At 67.7% G+C, this 17,722-nt stretch carries 17 protein-coding genes; 15 read left to right on the forward strand and 2 right to left on the reverse strand.

The window, feature by feature from the left end; all coding sequences use genetic code 11:
• The first annotated feature begins 135 nt into the window (after positions 1–135).
• The 15 genes from rpsB to lpxB all read left to right on the forward strand — a co-directional run bounded on the left by rpsB (position 136) and on the right by lpxB (position 14,889).
• Positions 136–1,029, forward strand: a complete 894-nt coding sequence (gene rpsB, locus ABL308_11715; GenBank protein XBQ15613.1) for a 30S ribosomal protein S2 — start codon at positions 136–138, stop codon at positions 1,027–1,029.
• 29 nt (positions 1,030–1,058) lie between these two features.
• Entirely contained in the window at positions 1,059–2,000 is a 942-nt protein-coding gene (gene tsf, locus ABL308_11720; GenBank protein ID XBQ15614.1) for a translation elongation factor Ts, read from the forward strand.
• Between the two features lie 89 nt (positions 2,001–2,089).
• Entirely contained in the window at positions 2,090–2,833 is a 744-nt protein-coding gene (gene pyrH, locus ABL308_11725; GenBank protein XBQ15615.1) for a UMP kinase, read from the forward strand.
• A gap of 31 nt (positions 2,834–2,864) precedes the next feature.
• Positions 2,865–3,422: a ribosome recycling factor gene (gene frr, locus ABL308_11730; protein ID XBQ15616.1), complete on the forward strand. Its 558-nt coding sequence runs from the start codon at positions 2,865–2,867 to the stop codon at positions 3,420–3,422.
• Positions 3,423–3,451: 29 nt separating this feature from the next.
• Positions 3,452–4,171: a polyprenyl diphosphate synthase gene (gene uppS, locus ABL308_11735; GenBank protein ID XBQ15617.1), complete on the forward strand. Its 720-nt coding sequence runs from the start codon at positions 3,452–3,454 to the stop codon at positions 4,169–4,171.
• Complete coding sequence (locus ABL308_11740; protein ID XBQ15618.1) at positions 4,164–5,000, forward strand: phosphatidate cytidylyltransferase; 837 nt, start codon at positions 4,164–4,166, stop codon at positions 4,998–5,000. The genes uppS and ABL308_11740 overlap by 8 nt, the downstream gene beginning before the upstream one ends.
• On the forward strand, positions 4,997–6,217 hold the full coding sequence (dxr, locus tag ABL308_11745; protein ID XBQ15619.1) for a 1-deoxy-D-xylulose-5-phosphate reductoisomerase: 1,221 nt from the start codon (positions 4,997–4,999) through the stop codon (positions 6,215–6,217). Before ABL308_11740 ends, dxr begins: the two co-directional genes overlap by 4 nt.
• 17 nt (positions 6,218–6,234) lie before the next feature.
• Positions 6,235–7,422, forward strand: coding sequence for an RIP metalloprotease (locus tag ABL308_11750; protein XBQ15620.1), 1,188 nt, complete (start codon positions 6,235–6,237; stop codon positions 7,420–7,422).
• Positions 7,423–7,456: 34 nt separating this feature from the next.
• Positions 7,457–9,865, forward strand: a complete 2,409-nt coding sequence (bamA, locus tag ABL308_11755) for an outer membrane protein assembly factor BamA (GenBank protein XBQ15621.1) — start codon at positions 7,457–7,459, stop codon at positions 9,863–9,865.
• A 4-nt stretch (positions 9,866–9,869) separates the two neighbouring features.
• The gene (locus ABL308_11760) at positions 9,870–10,589 is read left to right on the forward strand and encodes an OmpH family outer membrane protein (protein XBQ15622.1); all 720 of its coding nucleotides are present in this window, start codon (positions 9,870–9,872) and stop codon (positions 10,587–10,589) included.
• Positions 10,590–10,598: 9 nt separating this feature from the next.
• Entirely contained in the window at positions 10,599–11,621 is a 1,023-nt protein-coding gene (gene lpxD, locus ABL308_11765) for a UDP-3-O-(3-hydroxymyristoyl)glucosamine N-acyltransferase (protein XBQ15623.1), read from the forward strand.
• The gene (gene fabZ / locus ABL308_11770) at positions 11,618–12,076 is read left to right on the forward strand and encodes a 3-hydroxyacyl-ACP dehydratase FabZ (protein XBQ15624.1); all 459 of its coding nucleotides are present in this window, start codon (positions 11,618–11,620) and stop codon (positions 12,074–12,076) included. The genes lpxD and fabZ overlap by 4 nt, the downstream gene beginning before the upstream one ends.
• On the forward strand, positions 12,073–12,861 hold the full coding sequence (gene lpxA, locus ABL308_11775) for an acyl-ACP--UDP-N-acetylglucosamine O-acyltransferase (protein ID XBQ15625.1): 789 nt from the start codon (positions 12,073–12,075) through the stop codon (positions 12,859–12,861). The genes fabZ and lpxA overlap by 4 nt, the downstream gene beginning before the upstream one ends.
• Before the next feature lies 1 nt (position 12,862).
• Complete coding sequence (gene lpxI / locus ABL308_11780; protein XBQ15626.1) at positions 12,863–13,717, forward strand: UDP-2,3-diacylglucosamine diphosphatase LpxI; 855 nt, start codon at positions 12,863–12,865, stop codon at positions 13,715–13,717.
• On the forward strand, positions 13,714–14,889 hold the full coding sequence (gene lpxB, locus ABL308_11785; GenBank protein XBQ15627.1) for a lipid-A-disaccharide synthase: 1,176 nt from the start codon (positions 13,714–13,716) through the stop codon (positions 14,887–14,889). Before lpxI ends, lpxB begins: the two co-directional genes overlap by 4 nt.
• Before the next feature lie 35 nt (positions 14,890–14,924).
• Here the strand turns inward: lpxB and gltA are convergent, their stop codons facing one another.
• Both gltA and gltX read right to left on the reverse strand, forming a co-directional pair.
• On the reverse strand, positions 14,925–16,229 hold the full coding sequence (gltA, locus tag ABL308_11790) for a citrate synthase (GenBank protein ID XBQ15628.1): 1,305 nt from the start codon (positions 16,227–16,229) through the stop codon (positions 14,925–14,927).
• Positions 16,230–16,290: 61 nt separating this feature from the next.
• Positions 16,291–17,685, reverse strand: coding sequence for a glutamate--tRNA ligase (gene gltX, locus ABL308_11795; protein ID XBQ15629.1), 1,395 nt, complete (start codon positions 17,683–17,685; stop codon positions 16,291–16,293).
• Positions 17,686–17,722 lie beyond the last annotated feature (37 nt).

Genomic DNA, 17,722 nt, shown 5'->3' on the forward strand with positions numbered 1-17,722 from the left:
GCCCGTATAAGCGCGCGCGATCCCGCACGTGGAGCTTCGGCCGGTCTGTTCCGGTCGCTCCGGTGTCGTCACGAGGGCTTCGGCCCGAAGGGCGGCTCCGCTCCGCGGAGGCCAACCGGAAAAGGAACGATCACGATGGCCCTGCCTGAATTCTCCATGCGTCAGCTGCTCGAAGCCGGCGCGCACTTCGGTCACCAGACCCACCGCTGGAACCCGAAGATGAAACAGTTCATCTTTGGCGAGCGCTCGAACATCCACATCATCGACCTCTCCCAGACCGTGCCGCTGCTGCACCAGGCTCTGGTGAAGGTGCGCGAAGTCGCCGCCTCGGGCGGCCGCGTGCTGTTCGTCGGCACCAAGCGTCAGGCCTCCGAGCCGATCGCCCAGGCCGCCCAGCGCTGCGCGCAGTACTACATGAACCATCGCTGGCTCGGCGGCACGCTGACCAACTGGTCGACGATCTCCAACTCGATCGCGCGCCTGCGCGAACTCGAAGGCCTTCTGGACGCCGAGGGCGGCCCGACGGGTCTGACCAAGAAAGAGATCCTGATGCTCACCCGCGAGCGCGAGAAGCTCGAGCGGTCGCTGGGCGGCATCAAGGAGATGGGCGGCACCCCCGACCTGATGGTCGTGATCGACACCAACAAGGAAGCGATCGCGATCCAGGAAGCCAAGCGCCTGAACATCCCGGTCGTCGCCGTCGTCGACACCAATTGCGACCCCGACCCGATCGATTTCCCGATCCCGGGCAATGACGACGCCGCGCGCGCGATCTCGCTTTATTGCGACCTCGTCGCGGACGCGATCCTGGACGGCATCTCCGACAGCCAGGCCGCCTTCGGCATGGATCTGGGCGAAAGCGAAGCGCCGAGCGAAGCCCAGCTGGGCCTGGACGCCGCCGAAGAGAAGACCCCGACCGAGGCCGCAGCCGAAGCCGCCGAGCCGAAGGTCGACGAGGCCAAGGCCGAAGAGCCTGAAGCCGCGCCCGCCGCCGAGGCCGGCCCGACCGAAAAGACCAAATCCGAATAAGCGCGCCTGCGCGACAAGGAGACCTCCCCATGGCCCAAATCACCGCCGCCCTCGTCAAAGAGCTTCGTGAGAAGACCGGCGCTGGCATGATGGACTGCAAGAAGGCCCTGGCCGAAACCGACGGCGACATCGAAGCCGCCGTCGACTGGCTGCGCAAGAAGGGCCTGTCCAAGGCCGCCAAGAAGGCCGACCGCGTCGCCGCCGAAGGCCTTGTGGCCGTCGCGGCCGCCTCGCGCGGGACCGGCATGGCCGCCGCTGCGGTCGAAGTGAACTCCGAGACCGACTTCGTGGCGCGTAACGAGCTGTTCCAGGGCGCGGTCTCCGAGATCGCCCAGCTCGCCATCGACACCGTCGAGCTCGAAGCGCTGAACGCCAAGCCGACCAAGTCCGGCGCCACCGTGGCCGACACGCTGACCGACCTCATCGCCAAGATCGGCGAGAACATGGCCGTGCGCCGCGCCGCCGCCCTGGCCGTCGAGCCGGGCGTGGTCGCCGCCTACGTGCACAACGCCGCCGCCGAAGGCATGGGCAAGATCGGCGTGCTGGTCTCGCTGAAGTCCGAAGGCGACAAGGACGTGCTGCTCGAGCTTGGCCGCAAGATCGCCATGCACGTCGCCGCGGCTTCGCCCGCGCCGGCCGTCGCGGTGACCGAGTCGGAAGTCGATCCGGCCATCGTCGAGCGCGAGCGTGCGGTGTTCGCCGACCAGGCGCGCGCCTCTGGCAAGCCCGACAACATCATCGAGAAGATGGTCGAGGGCCGCCTGCGCAAGTTCTACGAGGAAGTGGTGCTGCTCAAGCAGGCCTTCGTGTTCGACCCCGACAAGTCGGTGGGCGATGCGATCAAGGCCGCCGAGAAGGACGCCGGCGCGTCGATCGAGCTCAGCGGCTTCGTCCGCATGGTGCTCGGCGAAGGCGTCGAACGGAAGGAAGAAGACTTCGCAGCCGAAGTGGCCGCTGCGGCCAAGGGCTGACATCTGTGACCGCGTCCGGGGCCCGGAACGCCGCTCGCGCGGCGTTTCGGGCTTCGCCGCGTCAAAACGCCGGAACGAGGACCTGACTTGTGAGCGAGGACAGCGCGCCGCGTAAAACGCCCGAGGGCCGCTTCAAGCGGATCCTGCTCAAGGTGTCCGGCGAAGCCTTGATGGGCGAGGAACCCTACGGCATCGACATGACCACCGCCGACCGGATCGCCGGTGAGATCGGCGAGGCGGTCGAGGCGGGCTACGAGCTTTGCCTGGTGATCGGCGGGGGCAACATCTTCCGCGGACTCAGCGCTGCGGCCAAGGGCATGGAACGCGCCGCGGCCGACTATATGGGCATGCTGGCCACCGTCATGAACGCGCTCGCCATGCAGACCGCGCTCGAACGGGTCGGGGTGAGCACGCGGGTGCAGTCCGCCATCCCCATGACCACGGTGTGCGAGCCCTATATTCGCCGCCGCGCCATCCGGCACATGGAAAAGGGCCGCGTGGTGATCTTCGCCGCGGGCACCGGCAATCCGTTCTTCACCACCGACACCGCCGCGGCGCTGCGCGCTGCGGAGATGGGGTGCGACGCGCTGTTCAAGGGCACGGGCGTGGACGGGGTCTATGACGCCGATCCGCGCAAACACCCTGAAGCCAAGCGCTTCGAGACCCTTGACTATATCGACGTTCTGGCGCGCGATCTGAAGGTCATGGACGCTTCTGCGGTCACCCTGATGCGCGACAACCAGATCCCGATCGTGGTGTTCAACATCCGCGAGCAGGGCGGGCTGGCGCGCGTTCTGGCCGGGCAGGGAACGTGTACCGTCGTCGGCGGCTGAACCGGCGGGGAATTTCGGGAGGAAAGTCATAATGTCCGCATTCGACATCAAAGACATCAAGCGCCGCATGGACGGCGCGGTCGACGCGCTGAAAAAGGAATTCGCCGGCCTCAGAACGGGCCGCGCGTCCGCGAGCCTGCTCGATCCGATCAAGGTGGAGGCCTACGGCTCTCCCACCCCGCTCAACCAGGTCGGCACCGTCACCGTGCCCGAGCCGCGCATGATCAACGTGCAGGTCTGGGACCGCACGCTGGCGCCGGCGGTGGAGAAAGCGATCCGCAACTCCTCGCTGGGGCTGAACCCGGTCGTGGAAGGCACGCTTCTGCGCATTCCGATCCCGCCGCTCAACGAGGAGCGCCGCCAGGAACTCGCCAAGACCGCCGGCTCTTACGCCGAGAACGCGCGCGTCGCGGTGCGCAACGTGCGCCGTGACGGCATGGATTCGCTGAAAAAGGCCGAGAAAGACGGCGATATCAGCGAGGACGAGCAGAAGAAGCTCGCCGATCAGGTCCAGAAGGCGACCGACGAGAAGATCAGCGAGATCGACGAGCTGCTGAAGTCCAAGCAGGAAGAGATCACCCAGGTTTGAACCGCGCCGGCCCGCCAGGAGGCGCCCGCATGGACGACAGCCAGACGCCCCGGGCCGCGCCACGCCACGTCGCCGTCATCATGGACGGCAACGGCAGATGGGCGGCCGCGCGGGGCCGTCCGCGTGCGTTCGGCCACAAGGCGGGGGTGGAGGCGGTGCGGCGTACGGTGCAGGCCGCCGGCGAGCTGGGCGTCGAGCATCTCACCCTGTTCAGCTTCTCCACCGAGAACTGGCGCCGGCCCGCCGAGGAGATCGGCGCGCTGTTCGACCTGCTCCGCGGCTATGTCGAGACCGATCTCGACAGGCTCGACGCGGAGGGCGTGCGCATCCGCGTCATCGGCCGCCGCGAGGGGCTGAGCGAGGATCTTCTGTCGATCATCGACCGGGCAGAGACCCGGACAGAGGCGAATTCGAGATTCCATCTCTGGATCGCGTTCAATTATGGCGGCCGCGACGAGATCGTCCGGGCCGCGCGCCGCGCCGCTGAGGCCGCTGCAGGCGATCCCTCGCAGATCGACGAGGCGGCGTTTGAGGCGTGTCTGGACACCGCCGGCGCGCCCGAGCCCGATCTCGTGATCCGCACCAGCGGCGAACGGCGGATCTCGAATTTCCTGCTCTGGCAGGCGGCGTACGCAGAGCTCGTCTTCGTCGACGTGCTGTGGCCGGACTTCGACCGCACGGCGCTTGAAAGCGCGATCGGCGTCTATGCCGGGCGCGAGCGCCGGTACGGCGGGCTCGGCCATGGCTGACATGCGCCCGAAGGGCCGGCGGGTCCCCGGCGATCCGGTCTTCAAGCAGCGCGTGCTGTCCGCGATCGTGCTGGGACCGGTCTCGCTCGGCCTCGTGGTGTGGGGCGGCCACGCATTTGCGATCTTCATCGCCGCCTTCGCCGCCGCCATGGCCTGGGAATGGGTGCGCATGAGCGACAAGCCCGCGCCGCCGCGCGCCTTCGCAGCGGCCACCGGCACGGCGGTGGGCGCAGCGCTGCTGGCCGCGCAGGGCGAATACGGCTGGACGGCGTTCTGGATCGCGGGCGGGTCGCTGGCCTGCTTTCTCGACCGACGGCCGCGGGGCGGTGCGATGGAAGCGCTCGTCGGCGTCGCTTACGTGTCGGCGAGCGCGGCGGCGCTCGTTTCGCTCAGGATCGGTGATCATGGCGGGCTCGGCGCGGTACTGTTCCTGCTCGCCGTGGTCTGGTCGGCCGACAGCTTCGCCTATCTCGTCGGAAGCTGGATCGGCGGGCCGAAGCTTCTTCCCATAGCCAGCCCGAACAAGACCTGGGCGGGGCTGATCGCCGGGCTCTCCTTCGGGGTTTCCGCCGGGATCGCGGTGGCTTACTGGTACGGGGTCGACCCTGTGCAGGCGGGGCTGGTCGCAGCTCCGGTCGCACTGTCCGCCGTGATCGGAGACCTCTTCATGTCCCTCGCCAAGCGGCGTTTCGGCGTCAAGGACGCCGGCACTCTCATCCCCGGCCATGGCGGCGTTCTGGACCGGGTGGACGCGCTGATGCTGGCCACGCTCGCCGCCGGCGCGCTGATGCTCGCAGCGCCCGGTTTCTGGCCCGGAGCCGGATCATGAGCGCGCGCACCGTCACCGTGCTAGGCGCCACAGGGTCGGTCGGACGCGCCACGCTGGACCTGATCGAGCGCGCGCCGGCAGGGACGTTCGACATCGTCGCGCTGACCGCGAACACCCATGCGGACGAACTCGCCGAGACCGCCAAACGCGTCGGCGCGCGGTTCTGCGCGGTCGCCGACGAAAGCGCCGGGCCGGCGCTGAAAGACGCGCTCGCCGGCACGAACATCGCCTGCGGGGCCGGGGAGGCGGCGGTGCTGGACGCCGCTGGGATGCAGGCGGACTGGACGATGGCCGCCATTGTCGGCGCGGCGGGGCTGAAACCCACCCTGGAGGCGGTGCGCCGGGGCGCCTGCGTCGCCTTCGCCAACAAAGAAGCGCTCGTCTGCGCCGGCGCGCTGTTCATGGAGGCGGCGAAAGCCTCGGGCGCGCGGCTGCTGCCGGTGGATTCCGAGCACAACGCCATCTTCCAGGCGTTCGAGGAGCGCCAGCGCGCAGGCATCCGGCGGATCATCCTGACCGCTTCGGGCGGGCCGTTCCGATCGTCCAGCCTCGATCACATGCGCGCGGCCACGCCCGAGCAGGCGGTGGCGCACCCCACCTGGTCGATGGGCGCGAAGATCTCTGTCGACAGCGCCACGATGATGAACAAGGGTCTCGAGATCATCGAGGCGTGCTGGCTGTTCGATCTGCCCGAGAGCGCGGTGGACGTTCTGGTCCACCCCGAGGCGATCGTTCACGGCCTGGTGGAATACGCCGACGGCGGCCTGCTCGCGCAGATGGGCTGCCCGGACATGCGCACCCCGATCGCCCATACGCTGGCCTTCCCCGATCGCCTCGACACCCCGGTCGAAAGGCTCGATCTCGCAAAGCTCGGCCAGCTGAGCTTCTTCGCGCCCGATCCCGAGCGCTTCCCCGCGCTGGCGCTCGCCCGGGCCGCCTTTGCAGAGGGCGGGTCTGCGCCGGCCATGCTCAACGCAGCCAACGAGGTGGCCGTCGCCGCCTTTCTGAACCGTAAGATCGGCTTTCTTGACATCGCCGCCGTGGTCTCGGACGCTCTGGGCGAGGGGCGGCGATCAGGCGCGATCGCCGGTACGGTGCAGGATTTCGACGCGGTCTTCGCCGCCGACGCGGAAGGACGCAGGCTCGCAGAGGCTGCGGTTCTGAAGCGGGCGGGGCAGGGCGCGGCGCCTGCGCCCGGCCGGGCTGACGCGCGCTGAAGAACGCCGAGGAGTTGATGGTCGATTTTCTGAGCTCAGGTCTTCTGTCCGTGCTCGCCTTCGTGGCGGTCATCTCCTTCGTGGTGGTGATCCACGAGCTCGGCCATTACTGGGCCGGACGGATCTGCGGCGTGCACGCCGAGGCGTTCTCGATCGGCTTCGGGCCGGGCCTGTTCGGCTGGACCGATCGGCTGGGCACGCGCTGGCGCGTCGCCGCCCTGCCTCTGGGCGGTTATGTCCGCTTCCGCGGCGATGAGAACGCGGCCAGCGCGCCGGACCGAGAGACGCTGGCTGCGCTCAAGGCGTCCCACGCGCAAGCCGACACGGTGTTTCACTTCAAGCCGGTCTGGCAGCGCGCCTTCATCGTGTCGGCGGGCCCGCTTGCGAATTTCATTCTCGCGATCGTCCTGTTCGGCCTGCTCGGCGCCCTGCGCGGCGAAGTGCGGATCGAGCCGGTGGTCGGCGAGATCGTCGCTGAGTCTCCCGCCGAAGCCGCAGGCCTGCAGGCCGGAGACGTGTTCGTGCGGATGGACGGGCGCGAACTCGAAGACCGGCGCGAGATCATGCAGCACGTGATGACCCGTGCAGGCGAGCCGATCGACTTCGTCGTCGAGCGTAACGGCGCGCTTGTGGAGATCACCGCTGCGCCCGAGCGCCGCATGCGGCCTGACGGGCTCGGCGGAGAACGTGCGCTTGGCGTGCTGGGCGTGGTTTTTTCGAACGATGTCGCGGTGGAGCGCGTGCGCATCCCGATCTGGGCTGCGCCGGCGCACGGCGTCGAACGGACCGTCGAGGTGGTGGAGATGATCGTCGATTATCTCGCGCGCCTGGTGACCGGGCGGGCGTCCTTCGAACATGTGAACGGGCCGCTGGGGATCGCCACGACGGCGGGCCAGGTGGCCAACAACGCAGTCGGCGGCGAAGCCGGCGAGGTGGGCGTGGGATCACGGCTTCTGGCGCTCGTTCTGTCGCTTACCGCTTTGTCCGCGCTGCTGTCTGTTGCGCTCGGGCTCATGAATCTTATGCCTGTTCCGGTACTCGACGGCGGCCACCTCGTGTACTACGCCTACGAGGCCGTTGCGGGCCGCCCGCCGAGCCCCGCCGTCCAGGAGGCGGGATTCAAGCTCGGCGCAGGGCTGCTGCTTTGCATGTTCGTGGTGGCGACCTGGAACGATTTGAGCTATTTGCGCGGCCTGTTCTCCTGAACAGGGTGTGCGTGCGGTTAAGGATGAGGGGTAGATGCAGCGCAGTTTGAAAGCTCTCGCGGCGGGGCTGTTCGGTCTCCTGCTTCTCGGCGGTGCGGCCTCGGCCCAGAACCCCGATCCGGCCGCCCAGGCGCCCGCCGGCGCGGCCGAAGCCCAGCCCGCTCCGCAGCCGCAGGCGCGCGCCGCCCAGCCGGTGCTCAGCATCCAGGTGGAGGGCAATCAGCGTGTCGAGGCGGACACCATCCTGTCCTATCTGCTGATCCAGCCCGGCGAGGTTCCTGATCCCCGCCTCATCAACCTGTCGATCCAGACCCTTTACGGCACCAACCTGTTCTCCGACGTCCGCGTGGCGATCGACGGGCCGAACATGGTCGTGTTCGTCGAGGAAAATCCGATCGTCAACCGCGTGATCCTGGAAGGCAATCGCGCGGTCGCCGACGACAAGATCCTCGAAGAGATCGAGCTTCAGGCGCGCGCGCTTTTCACGCGCGCCCGGGTGCAGTCCGATGTGCAGCGGATCCTTCAGGTTTACCGACAGTCGGGCCGGTTCGCCGCGCAAGTGACGCCGAAGATCGTCGAGCTGCCGCAGAACCGCCTCGACCTGGTCTTTGAGATTTCCGAAGGCCCTTTGACCGGCGTGCGCCGCATCGCGTTCGTCGGCAACGAGACCTATTCCGACCGCCGGCTGCGCGGCGAAATCGTAACCAGCGAAGCGCGCTGGTGGCGTTTCTTCAGCTCGAACGACAACTACGATCCGGACCGGATCGAGTTTGATCGCGAGCAACTGCGCCAGTTCTACAACGACCGCGGCTTCGCCGACTTCCGGGTCACCTCGGTGGTCGCAGAGCTCACGCCGGACCAGTCCGACTTTTACGTGACCTTCGTCATGGACGAAGGCCAGCGCTACAATTTCGGCGAGATCACCGTGGAGACGGGCATTCCCGATCTCAACACCGAGTATCTCGAGCAGATCGTGCCGACCCAGCCCGGCGAGCTCTATGTCGGCAGTCTCATCGAAGACGCGGTCGACCAGCTGACCTTCGCCGCCGGCGCGGCGGGCTACGCCTTCGTCGACATCGATCCGCGCGTACGCACGAACCGCGACGATCAGACCGTCGACATCACCTTCGTGATCGAGGAAAGCCCGCGGGTCTACATCGAGCGCATCGACATCATCGGCAACACGCGCACGCTGGACCGGGTGATCCGCCGTGAGCTCGACATCGTCGAGGGCGACGCGTTCAACCAGGCCCTGCTTCAGATTTCCCGCGCTCGCGTGGGCCAGCTGGGCTTTTTCGAGGAGGTCGAGGTCGAGCCCTATCAGGGCAGCGCGCCGGACCGGGCGCGGATCGAGGTGCAGGTCACCGAGCAGCCGACCGGCGAACTGGCGTTCGGCGCAGGCTTTTCCTCGACCGACGCGTTCCTCGTCGACTTCTCGGTGTCTGAACGCAACCTGCGCGGCCGCGGCCAGTTCCTTCGTCTGCGCGTGTCTGCGAGTTCGCGCCGTCAGCAGGTCGACATCCGCTTCACCGAACCGCGCTTCCTGGACCGGAATCTCGCGGCGGGCTTCGACCTGTTCCAGGTTCGCTCGGACTTCTCCGAGGAGGCCTCGTTCGAAACCCAGTCGACCGGTTTCACCGTGCGCGCGGGCTTCCCGCTGACCCGATCGGTGCAGGCGGGCGTGAACTACACGCTTCGGAACGACGAAGTGATCACCTTCTCAGGCGTCGCGGAGTCGATCGCGCGGGCGTCGGGCTCGCGGGTGACCTCGCTGTTCGGGTATTCGCTGAGCTGGAACCGGCTGGATGATCTTCGTGAGCCGTCGAACGGATTTAGGGTCGCTTTCAACCAAGATTTCGCCGGATTTGGCGGCGATGTTCGTTATGTCCGATCCGAGCTGCAGACGGCCTTTTACAAGAACTTCTTCCGCGACGACATCGTGTTCAGCCTGACGGGGGAGACGGGCTATCTGTTCTCCTGGGGCGGAGACACGGCGCGGATCAACGACCGCTTCTTCAAGGGCGGCAACACGTTCCGAGGCTTCGAAGTCGCCGGTATCGGACCGCGCGTCGTCATCCGGCAGGAGCCGGGCGAGGACGGCGACGAGTTCATCTCCCGGGACGCCCTGGGGGGGAATTTCTACGCCATCGGCGCTGCGGAAGTGACCTTCCCGCTCGGCCTGCCCGAGCAGTACGGCATCCGCGGCAGCCTGTTTACCGAAGTCGGCACGTTGGGCTTGCTGCCTGACGACGACAAGATCGAGGAAGGCGCCTTGGGATCGGCCTTCACGGTGGACGACCTGTCGCCGCGTGCGTCGGCGGGTGCGAGCATCTTCTGGGATTCTCCGTTCGGTCCCGTGCGGTTCGACTTCGCCCACGCCTTCGTGAAGGAAGATTACGACCGCGGTCGCTTCTTCCGCTTCAGTACCAGAACAGGGTTCTAAGACTATGAAACGTCAATTCTTTGCAGCGCTGCGCGCGCCGGTTCGCGCGATCGCAGCGGCCGCCGTCGCCGCCGTCGGCTTCGCCGCCGTCGCGCAGGCGCAGGTGCTGGTGATGAACGAGGCGCAGGTCCTCAGCCAGAGCGCCGCCGGTCAGCAAATCCAGACCGAGATCACCCGCATCCGGAACGAGGAGCTCACCCCGCTCAACGAAGAAGAGGGGCGGCTTCTGAACGAACAGGTGGCGCTCGCCACCGAAACGCGCGAGATGACCGAGGCGGAGATCACCGCCCGTCCGGACCTGGAGACCCGCTCCCAGGCGCTTCTGACAGACACGGTCTCGCTGGAAGTCCGGAGGGCGATCCTGCAACAGGAGCTGATCGCGACCCAGGAGGCCGCGATGGCCCAGGTCGAGGAAGCGCTTTTCGCGGTGCTTCAGGAGATCGTCGACGAGCGTGGCGCTCAGGTCCTTCTGCGCCGGTCCGACGTGGTCTACGTGGCCGACACCTCGAACATCACGCAGACCGCGATCGAGCGCCTGAACGCGCGCATGCCGTCGGTGGCGGTTTCCCGCGTGCGCCTCAACGAGGAACAGCGCGGTCAGATCACCCAGGCGGTCAACAATCAGGTCGCGAGCAATCCGGAAGCCTATTTCGGCCAGGTCACCGCGCGCCGCGCCGCGATCCTTCAGCAGATCGCTCAGCAGCAACAGCAACAGCAGCAGTAAGGCGAGGACATGGGGGCCGACGCGCGCTTCTTCGAGCGGCTCGGCCCGCATTCCGCCGGTGAGCTCGCCGCCCTCGCGGGCGGCGAGCTTTTTGGTGACGCCGCCGCCCCGGTCTCCGACGTCGCCGAGCCGGCCTCGGCGAAGGCCGGCGAGCTTTATTTCCTGACCAAGAGCCCCGAGCAGAGCCGCAAGGGCGCAGTCGCGATCGTCAAGGACGCGAGCGCCGTCGATCTGCTGGGCGACAACGCCGCGGTGATCGTCGCCGCCGACCCCCGCGCCGCGTTCGGCCGGGCTTGTGCGGCCTTGCTCAAGCCGCGCGTTCATGACGGCGCCGAGTTCGTTCATCGCGACGCGATCGTCGATCCCGCAGCGCAGCTCGGCCCCGGCGTGGTCGTCGGGCAGGGCGCACGGATCGGCGCGAGCGTGGTGCTCGGGCCCGGCGCGGTGATCGGGCCGGGCGTGGAGCTCGGCGAAGGCACGGTCGTCGGCGCGCGCGCGGTGATCGGGTTCGCCGTCATCGGCAAGCGGTGCGAGATCGCAGCGGGCGTCATCATCGGCGAGGCGGGCTTCGGCCTGGCGCACGACTCCAGGGGCCTTTTTTCGATGCCGCATGTCGGCCGGGTTATGATCGGCGACGAGGTCACTCTGGGCGCGAACACCACCGTCGACCGCGGCATGATCGCCGATACGCGCCTCGGGACGGGCTGCCGGATCGATAATCTCTGCCACATCGCCCACAATGTGAGCTTCGGCGAATACGCCGTCATGGCCGCGTTCGGCGGGGTTTCGGGCAGCGTCGAGGTCGGCGCGGGCGCCCAGTTCGGCGGCCGGGCCGGCGTGGCCGACCATGTCCGCATCGGGAACGGCGCGAAGCTGGCCGCCTTCGCCGGCGTCATGCGCGACGTGCCGGACGGAGAGACCTGGGCGGGCTCGCCAGCCCAGCCGATTCAGCGTTTCATGCGGGAAACCGTCTGGATTCGCCGGCAGGCCGGCAAGAAGTCCAAGGGCGGCGATGAGAAGGACCGAAAATGAGCGAGACCGGCCTGGTCGTCGGACCTGACGAGATCCTGCGGCGCATCCCGCACCGCTACCCCTTCCTGCTGATCGACCGCGCCTACGACTACAGGGAAGGCGCCTCTATCGTCGGCGTGAAATGCGTCGCTGCGGCCGAACCGCACTTCCAGGGGCATTTTCCGGAGAACCCGGTGATGCCCGGCGTGTTGATCATCGAGGCGATGGCCCAGACCGGCGCGGTGCTGATGAGCAAGACGCTGGATGCGGACATCTCCAATACCGTGATCTACTTCCTCGGGGTCGAGAAGGCGCGCTTCAGAAAGCCGGTCCGCCCCGGCGACGTCATCGAGATGCCGGTCGAGGTGGTCACCAGCCGCCGCGGCGTGTTCAAGTTCAAGGGCGAAGCCCGCGTTAACGGCGTGAAATGCGCCGAAGCCGAATTCGCAGCCACCTCCGCTCCCCGGGACGCATGACCTCCATCCATCCGACCGCCATCGTCGACCCCGCCGCCGAACTGGGCGAGGGCGTCCAGATCGGCCCCTACTGCATCGTCGGCGCCCATGTGCGCCTGGGCGACCGCACGCGCCTCCACGCCCATGTCTCCGTGACCGGACGCACGAACGTGGGCGCGGATTGCGTGCTGCATCCCTTCGTGGCCGTGGGCGAGCCGGCCCAGGACTTCAAGTTCAAGGGCGGCGACGTCAGGCTGGAGATCGGCGACCGAAACGTGCTGCGCGAGCACGTGACAATGCACATGGGGACCGAGACCGCGCGCGGGATCACGAAAGTGGGCTCGGGCGGGTATTTCATGGTCGGAAGCCATGTCGCCCATGACTGCATCGTCGGCGACAACGTGGTCTTCGCCAACAACGCCACGCTGGGCGGGGAAAGCACGGTCGGCGACTACGTGATCATGGGCGGGCTCTCCGCGCTTCACCAGAAGTGCCGGATCGGCAAGTACGCCTTCGTGGGCGGCGGCGCGCCGGTGACCGGCGACGTCATCCCGTACGGCATGGTCGACAATCTGGGCTGGCTCGCGGGCATGAACCTGGTGGGCCTGAAACGCCGCGGCATTCCGCGCGAGGCGATCCACGATCTGCGCGCCGCCTACCGCCTGCTTTTCGCCGAGGAAGGCGCGTTCACCGAGCGGGTCGAGGACGCCGCGCGCCTGTTCGAGAAGCGCTCCGAGGTGATGGACATCATCAGCTTCATTCGCGCGCCTGCGGCCAGGCCGCTCTGCTTCCCCGCGCCGCGTTGAGATGGCTGAGCGGTACGCGCGGCTGGGCCTGATCGCGGGCGGGGGCGACCTGCCGGTGCATGTGGCTGAAGCCGCGCGGGCCGAGGGCCGGCTGGGCTGCGTGATCGCCCTTGAAAAGTTCGCAGACCCGTCCCGCTACGCCGAGGCGGAGACCATTCGGATCGGTCAGATCGGCGCGATCTTCCAAGCGCTGAAGGCGGCGAATTGCGACGCGGTCTGTTTCGCCGGTTCCGTTCCCCGGCCTGATTTCAGTACGATCCGCCCCGACATGAAGGGGGTGAGCCTTCTACCGAAGGTGCTCGCCGCCGCCGCGCGCGGGGACGACGCGCTGTTGCGGGCGGTGGTGGAGATTTTCGAACGCGAGGGTCTGTCCGTGATCGGCGCGGACGAGATCGCCGACGGGCTGAAAGCCCGGCCGGGGCTCGTCGGCCGGATCGGTCCTGACGACGCGGCGCGGCGTGACGGGCTGAAGGCGTTGCGCATCGCCGGGATCATCGGCGCGGAAGACATCGGCCAGGGCGCGGTCGTCTGCGACAATCTCGTGCTCGCCGTCGAAGCCCAGGAGGGCACCGACCGCATGCTCGCCCGGGTCGCCGAACTGCCGCTCGCCGTGCGCGGCACGCCCGAAGCGCGGCGCGGCGTGCTCGCCAAGCGCCCCAAGCCCGTGCAGGAGCGCCGGGTCGATCTTCCCGTGATCGGGGTCTCCACCGTCGAAGGCGCGGCGCGCGCCGGGCTCGCCGGGATCGCCGCGCCGGCCGGCGGCGCGCTGATCATCGGCCACGACGCCGTGGGCCGGGCTGCGGACGCGGCGGGGCTGTTCGTCTGGATCACCGACGGGGAGGAGGACGCGCCGTGAGCGCGCCGCGGATCTATCTCGTTTCCGCCGAGGCTTCCGGCGACGCGATCGCAGGCGACCTGATCGACGCGCTGCGCGCGCTCGACCCTGATGTCGAGATCGCCGGCGTCGGCGGGCCTGAGACTGCGGCGCGCGGCGTGACCTCGCTGTTCGACATTTCCGAGCTTTCCGTCTTCGGCATTTTCGACGGGCTGAAGATCGCCAAGCTCGTCCATCAGCGCGCCGAGGAAGTCGCCGAGGCCGCCGCCGAATTCGGCGCCGACGCGGTCGTTTTGATCGACAGCTGGGGCTTCATGCTGCGCGCGGCGTGGAAGCTCGAAGACCGGCTGCCGGACGTGCCCCGGATCAAGTATGTCGCCCCGCAGGTCTTCGCTTCGCGACGGGGGCGGGCGAAGATCGCTGCCGATCATTTCAGCCATCTGCTCGCCATCCATCCGTTCGACGCTCCGTATTTCGAGCCGCACGGCCTGAAGGTGAGCTTCGTGGGCAATCCCGCGCTCGAACGCGATCTGTCCGGCGACGGGGCGGGGTTCAGACGGAGACACGGGATCGGCGCCGATCAGCAGGCGCTGCTTGTCCTGTTCGGCAGCCGCAACAGCGAGCTGACCCGCCTGTTCGAGCCCTTCGCCGATGCGGTCCGGCGGCTCAGGGCCGAGCGGCCCGATCTGGCGCTCGTCACTGCGCTCGCCCCGTCCATCGAGGAACGGGCGCGGGAGATGATCGCGAACGAACCGGCCTTCGCCGATCTCGTCATCGCCGGGCCCGGCGAACGGCGGGACGCCTATAACGCTGCGGACGCAGCGCTCGCCTGCTCAGGCACGGTCACGGTAGAGCTCGCCCGGATCGGGATCCCGACCGTGGCCGCCTACCGGCTCGGCTGGCTCGCCTGGGCGGCGGCGCGGCTGTGGCTGATGAAGGCGAAATACATCTCGCTCGCCAATCTCGCCGCCGACGAGATGCTGATCCCCGAATACGTGCAGACCAAGTGCACGGGCCCCAGGCTCGCCTCCGCGATCGGCGCCATGCTCGACGATCCCGATCGCCGGGCGCGCCTGTCTCAGCGTCTGACGGCGGTGACCCGCGAGATGGCCGGTGACGGGGGCTCGCCCTCGCGCAACGCCGCCGAAGCCGTCCTTGCGATCGCCAGACAGAAAAAAGCCGGCGAGGCCTGAGCCCCGCCGGCGTTTTTTCCAGACGTCAGCCGGATCTAGCGCTTGTCCATCGCCACGAAGTCGCGCGGCTTGGCGCCGGTGAAGGCCTGGCGCGGACGGCCGATCTTCTGGGTCGGATCGTCGATCATTTCCGACCATTGCGCGATCCAGCCCACGGTACGCGCGAGCGCGAACAGCACGGTGAACATCTCGGTCGGGAAGCCCATCGCCCTGAGGGTGATGCCCGAATAGAAGTCGATGTTCGGGTAAAGCTTTTTCTGGACGAAATACTCGTCCTCCAGCGCGATGCGCTCGAGCTCCATGGCGACGGCGAGCAGCGGCTCGTCCCTCACGTCGAGCTCGTCGAGGACCTGGTGGCAGGTCTCGCGCATCACCTTCGCGCGCGGGTCGTAGTTCTTGTAGACGCGGTGACCGAAGCCCATCAGGCGGAACGGATCGTCCTTGTCCTTGGCCTTCTTGATGTATTCGGGGATGCGGTCGACCGACCCGATCTCCTCGAGCATGTTCAGCGCGGCTTCGTTGGCGCCGCCATGGGCCGGACCCCACAGCGAGGCGATGCCCGCCGCGATGCAGGCGAACGGGTTCGCGCCCGAAGAGCCGGCCAGGCGCACCGTCGAGGTCGAGGCGTTCTGCTCGTGATCGGCGTGCAGGGTGAAGATCTTGTCCATCGCCCGGGCGAGGGTGGGGGAGACCTCGTAGTCCTCCGCCGGCACCGCAAAGCACATGCGCAGGAAGTTGGAGGCGTAGTCGAGCTCGTTGCGCGGGCTGATGAAGGGCTGGCCGATCGAGTACTTGTAGGCGCGCGCCGCGATGGTCGGCATCTTGGCGATCATGCGGTGGCTCGCCACGGTGCGGGCCTTGGGATCGTTGATGTCGGTGCTGTCGTGGTAGAAGGCCGACAGCGCGCCGACCGTGCCGACCATGATCGCCATCGGGTGCGCGTCGCGGCGGAAGCCGCGGAAGAACTGGTCGAACTGGTCGTGCAGCATGGTGTGCCGGCGGATCGTCCAGTCGAAATCGTGCAGCTCCTGCTTTTTGGGCAGATCGCCGTTCAGCAGCAGATAGGCCACCTCGATGAAGCTGGCGTTGTCGGCCAGCTGGTCGATCGGATAGCCGCGATAGAGCAGGGTGCCCTCGTCGCCGTCGATATAGGTGATCTGGCTTTCGCAGCTCGCCGTGGAGGTGAAGCCCGGATCGTAGGTGAACATGCCGGTCTTTTTATAAAGGGTCCGGATGTCGATGACGTCCGGCCCGATGGTCCCCGAAAGGACCGGCAGATCGATGGTCTGGCCGTCGACGGTCAGCTGTGCGGCGCCTTTCGGCTGAACCTTGTTTTCCATCACTTCAAACCCTTCTTGTTGTGTGCGACGGCGTGTCTGGCGCGGCCTCCCAATGGGGGCGTCAGAGCACGTCGTCGAGCCGGGCCAGGACCTCCTCTTGTCCCAGCACCGCCAGTACGAAACCCATGTCCGGCGCAGGCGCGCCGCCGGTCAGCGCCGCGCGCAGCGGCTGTCCGACCTTTCCGAAGCCGACCTCCTCGTCCTCGGCGAAACGCTGAAGGCGCGCCGAAAGGGCCGGTTCGGACCAGTCGTCATGTTCTGCGAGGACCGCGCGAAGCCGGGCGAGCCGCTCCAGCGCGTCGTCCTTGAGGGCTTTGGCCGTCTTGCCGGTGATCTCCACCGGGCGGGGCCGCAGCAGAAAATAGACCTGATCCTCCAGTTCGGCGAGCGTGGACGCGCGTTCTTTAAGCACGCCCATCGCCTCTGACACCCAGACTTTCGACTGAGCATCGAGGCGCAAATCGTCGCGCCCCTCGATCCGGGCCCAGAGCAGACCGGTGAGCCGGTCGTCTTCGGCGCGCTTCATGTGCCAGGCGTTCACATGCGCCATCTTGTCGAAATCGAGCCGCGCGGGCGCCTTGCCCAGGCCCTCGAGATCGAAGAGCTCGGCCATCTCCGCGTCGGTGAAGAGCTCCTTGTCGCCCTTCGCCCAGCCCAGCCGCAGCAGATAGTTGCGCAGGCCTTCGGGCAGGTAGCCCATGTCGCGATACGCCTCCACGCCCAGCGCGCCGTGGCGCTTGGACAGCTTGGCGCCGTCGGGGCCGTGGATCAGCGGAATGTGCGCGAATTTCGGCGGGGTCCAGCCCAGCGCCTGATAGATCTGAGTCTGCCGGCCGGCGTTCACCAGATGGTCGTCGCCGCGGATCACATGGGTGACGCCCATGTCGTGATCGTCCACCACCACGGCGAGGTTATAGGTCGGCGTGCCGTCCGCGCGCATCAGCACGAGATCGTCGAACTCCTTCGCCGCCCAGCGCACCTGTCCCTGTACGGCGTCCTCAATCACCATTTCGGTGTCCGGCGCCTTGAAGCGGATGGTGTAGGGCGCGCCGTCCGGCGCGGTCCCGCCGTCGCGCCAGGGCGAGCGCAGGGCGCGGCCCTCGGCGAAGGCTTTTTCGCGTGCGGCCTCGGTTTCCTCGGCGGTGAGATAGCAACGATACGCCGCGCCTTTCTCGACCAGCTCTGCGACGGCTTCGGCGTGGCGGTCCTGGCGGGCGTTCTGGGAGATCGCCTCGCCGTCCCAGTCGAGACCCAGCCATTTCAGCCCGTCGAGAATCGCGTCGACCGCTTCCTGGGTGGAGCGCTTGCGGTCTGTGTCCTCGATGCGCAGCTTGAACACCCCGCCATGACGCTGGGCGAACAGGGCGTTGAACAAGGCCGTGCGCGCGCCGCCGATATGCAGAAAGCCGGTCGGCGAGGGGGCGAAGCGGGTGACGATCTCAGAGCTTTTTTGCACTTGCGAAAACGTGTTGCGCTGCGAAGGGACGGGTTCC

Source organism: Oceanicaulis sp., from assembly GCA_040112665.1.
Classification (GTDB): domain Bacteria; phylum Pseudomonadota; class Alphaproteobacteria; order Caulobacterales; family Maricaulaceae; genus Oceanicaulis.

Bases quoted from the DNA above. Each gene is read 5' to 3' on its own strand.
- dxr (XBQ15619.1), top strand. From the start codon at position 4,997: ATGAGCGCGCGCACCGTCACCGTGCTAGGCGCCACAGGGTCGGTCGGA.
- gltA (XBQ15628.1), bottom strand. From the start codon at position 16,229: ATGGAAAACAAGGTTCAGCCGAAAGGCGCCGCACAGCTGACCGTCGAC.
- lpxI (XBQ15626.1), top strand. From the start codon at position 12,863: ATGGCTGAGCGGTACGCGCGGCTGGGCCTGATCGCGGGCGGGGGCGAC.
- ABL308_11760 (XBQ15622.1), top strand. From the start codon at position 9,870: ATGAAACGTCAATTCTTTGCAGCGCTGCGCGCGCCGGTTCGCGCGATC.
- rpsB (XBQ15613.1), top strand. From the start codon at position 136: ATGGCCCTGCCTGAATTCTCCATGCGTCAGCTGCTCGAAGCCGGCGCG.
- lpxD (XBQ15623.1), top strand. From the start codon at position 10,599: ATGGGGGCCGACGCGCGCTTCTTCGAGCGGCTCGGCCCGCATTCCGCC.
- ABL308_11740 (XBQ15618.1), top strand. From the start codon at position 4,164: ATGGCTGACATGCGCCCGAAGGGCCGGCGGGTCCCCGGCGATCCGGTC.
- uppS (XBQ15617.1), top strand. From the start codon at position 3,452: ATGGACGACAGCCAGACGCCCCGGGCCGCGCCACGCCACGTCGCCGTC.
- ABL308_11750 (XBQ15620.1), top strand. From the start codon at position 6,235: ATGGTCGATTTTCTGAGCTCAGGTCTTCTGTCCGTGCTCGCCTTCGTG.
- lpxA (XBQ15625.1), top strand. From the start codon at position 12,073: ATGACCTCCATCCATCCGACCGCCATCGTCGACCCCGCCGCCGAACTG.
- fabZ (XBQ15624.1), top strand. From the start codon at position 11,618: ATGAGCGAGACCGGCCTGGTCGTCGGACCTGACGAGATCCTGCGGCGC.
- bamA (XBQ15621.1), top strand. From the start codon at position 7,457: ATGCAGCGCAGTTTGAAAGCTCTCGCGGCGGGGCTGTTCGGTCTCCTG.
- frr (XBQ15616.1), top strand. From the start codon at position 2,865: ATGTCCGCATTCGACATCAAAGACATCAAGCGCCGCATGGACGGCGCG.
- tsf (XBQ15614.1), top strand. From the start codon at position 1,059: ATGGCCCAAATCACCGCCGCCCTCGTCAAAGAGCTTCGTGAGAAGACC.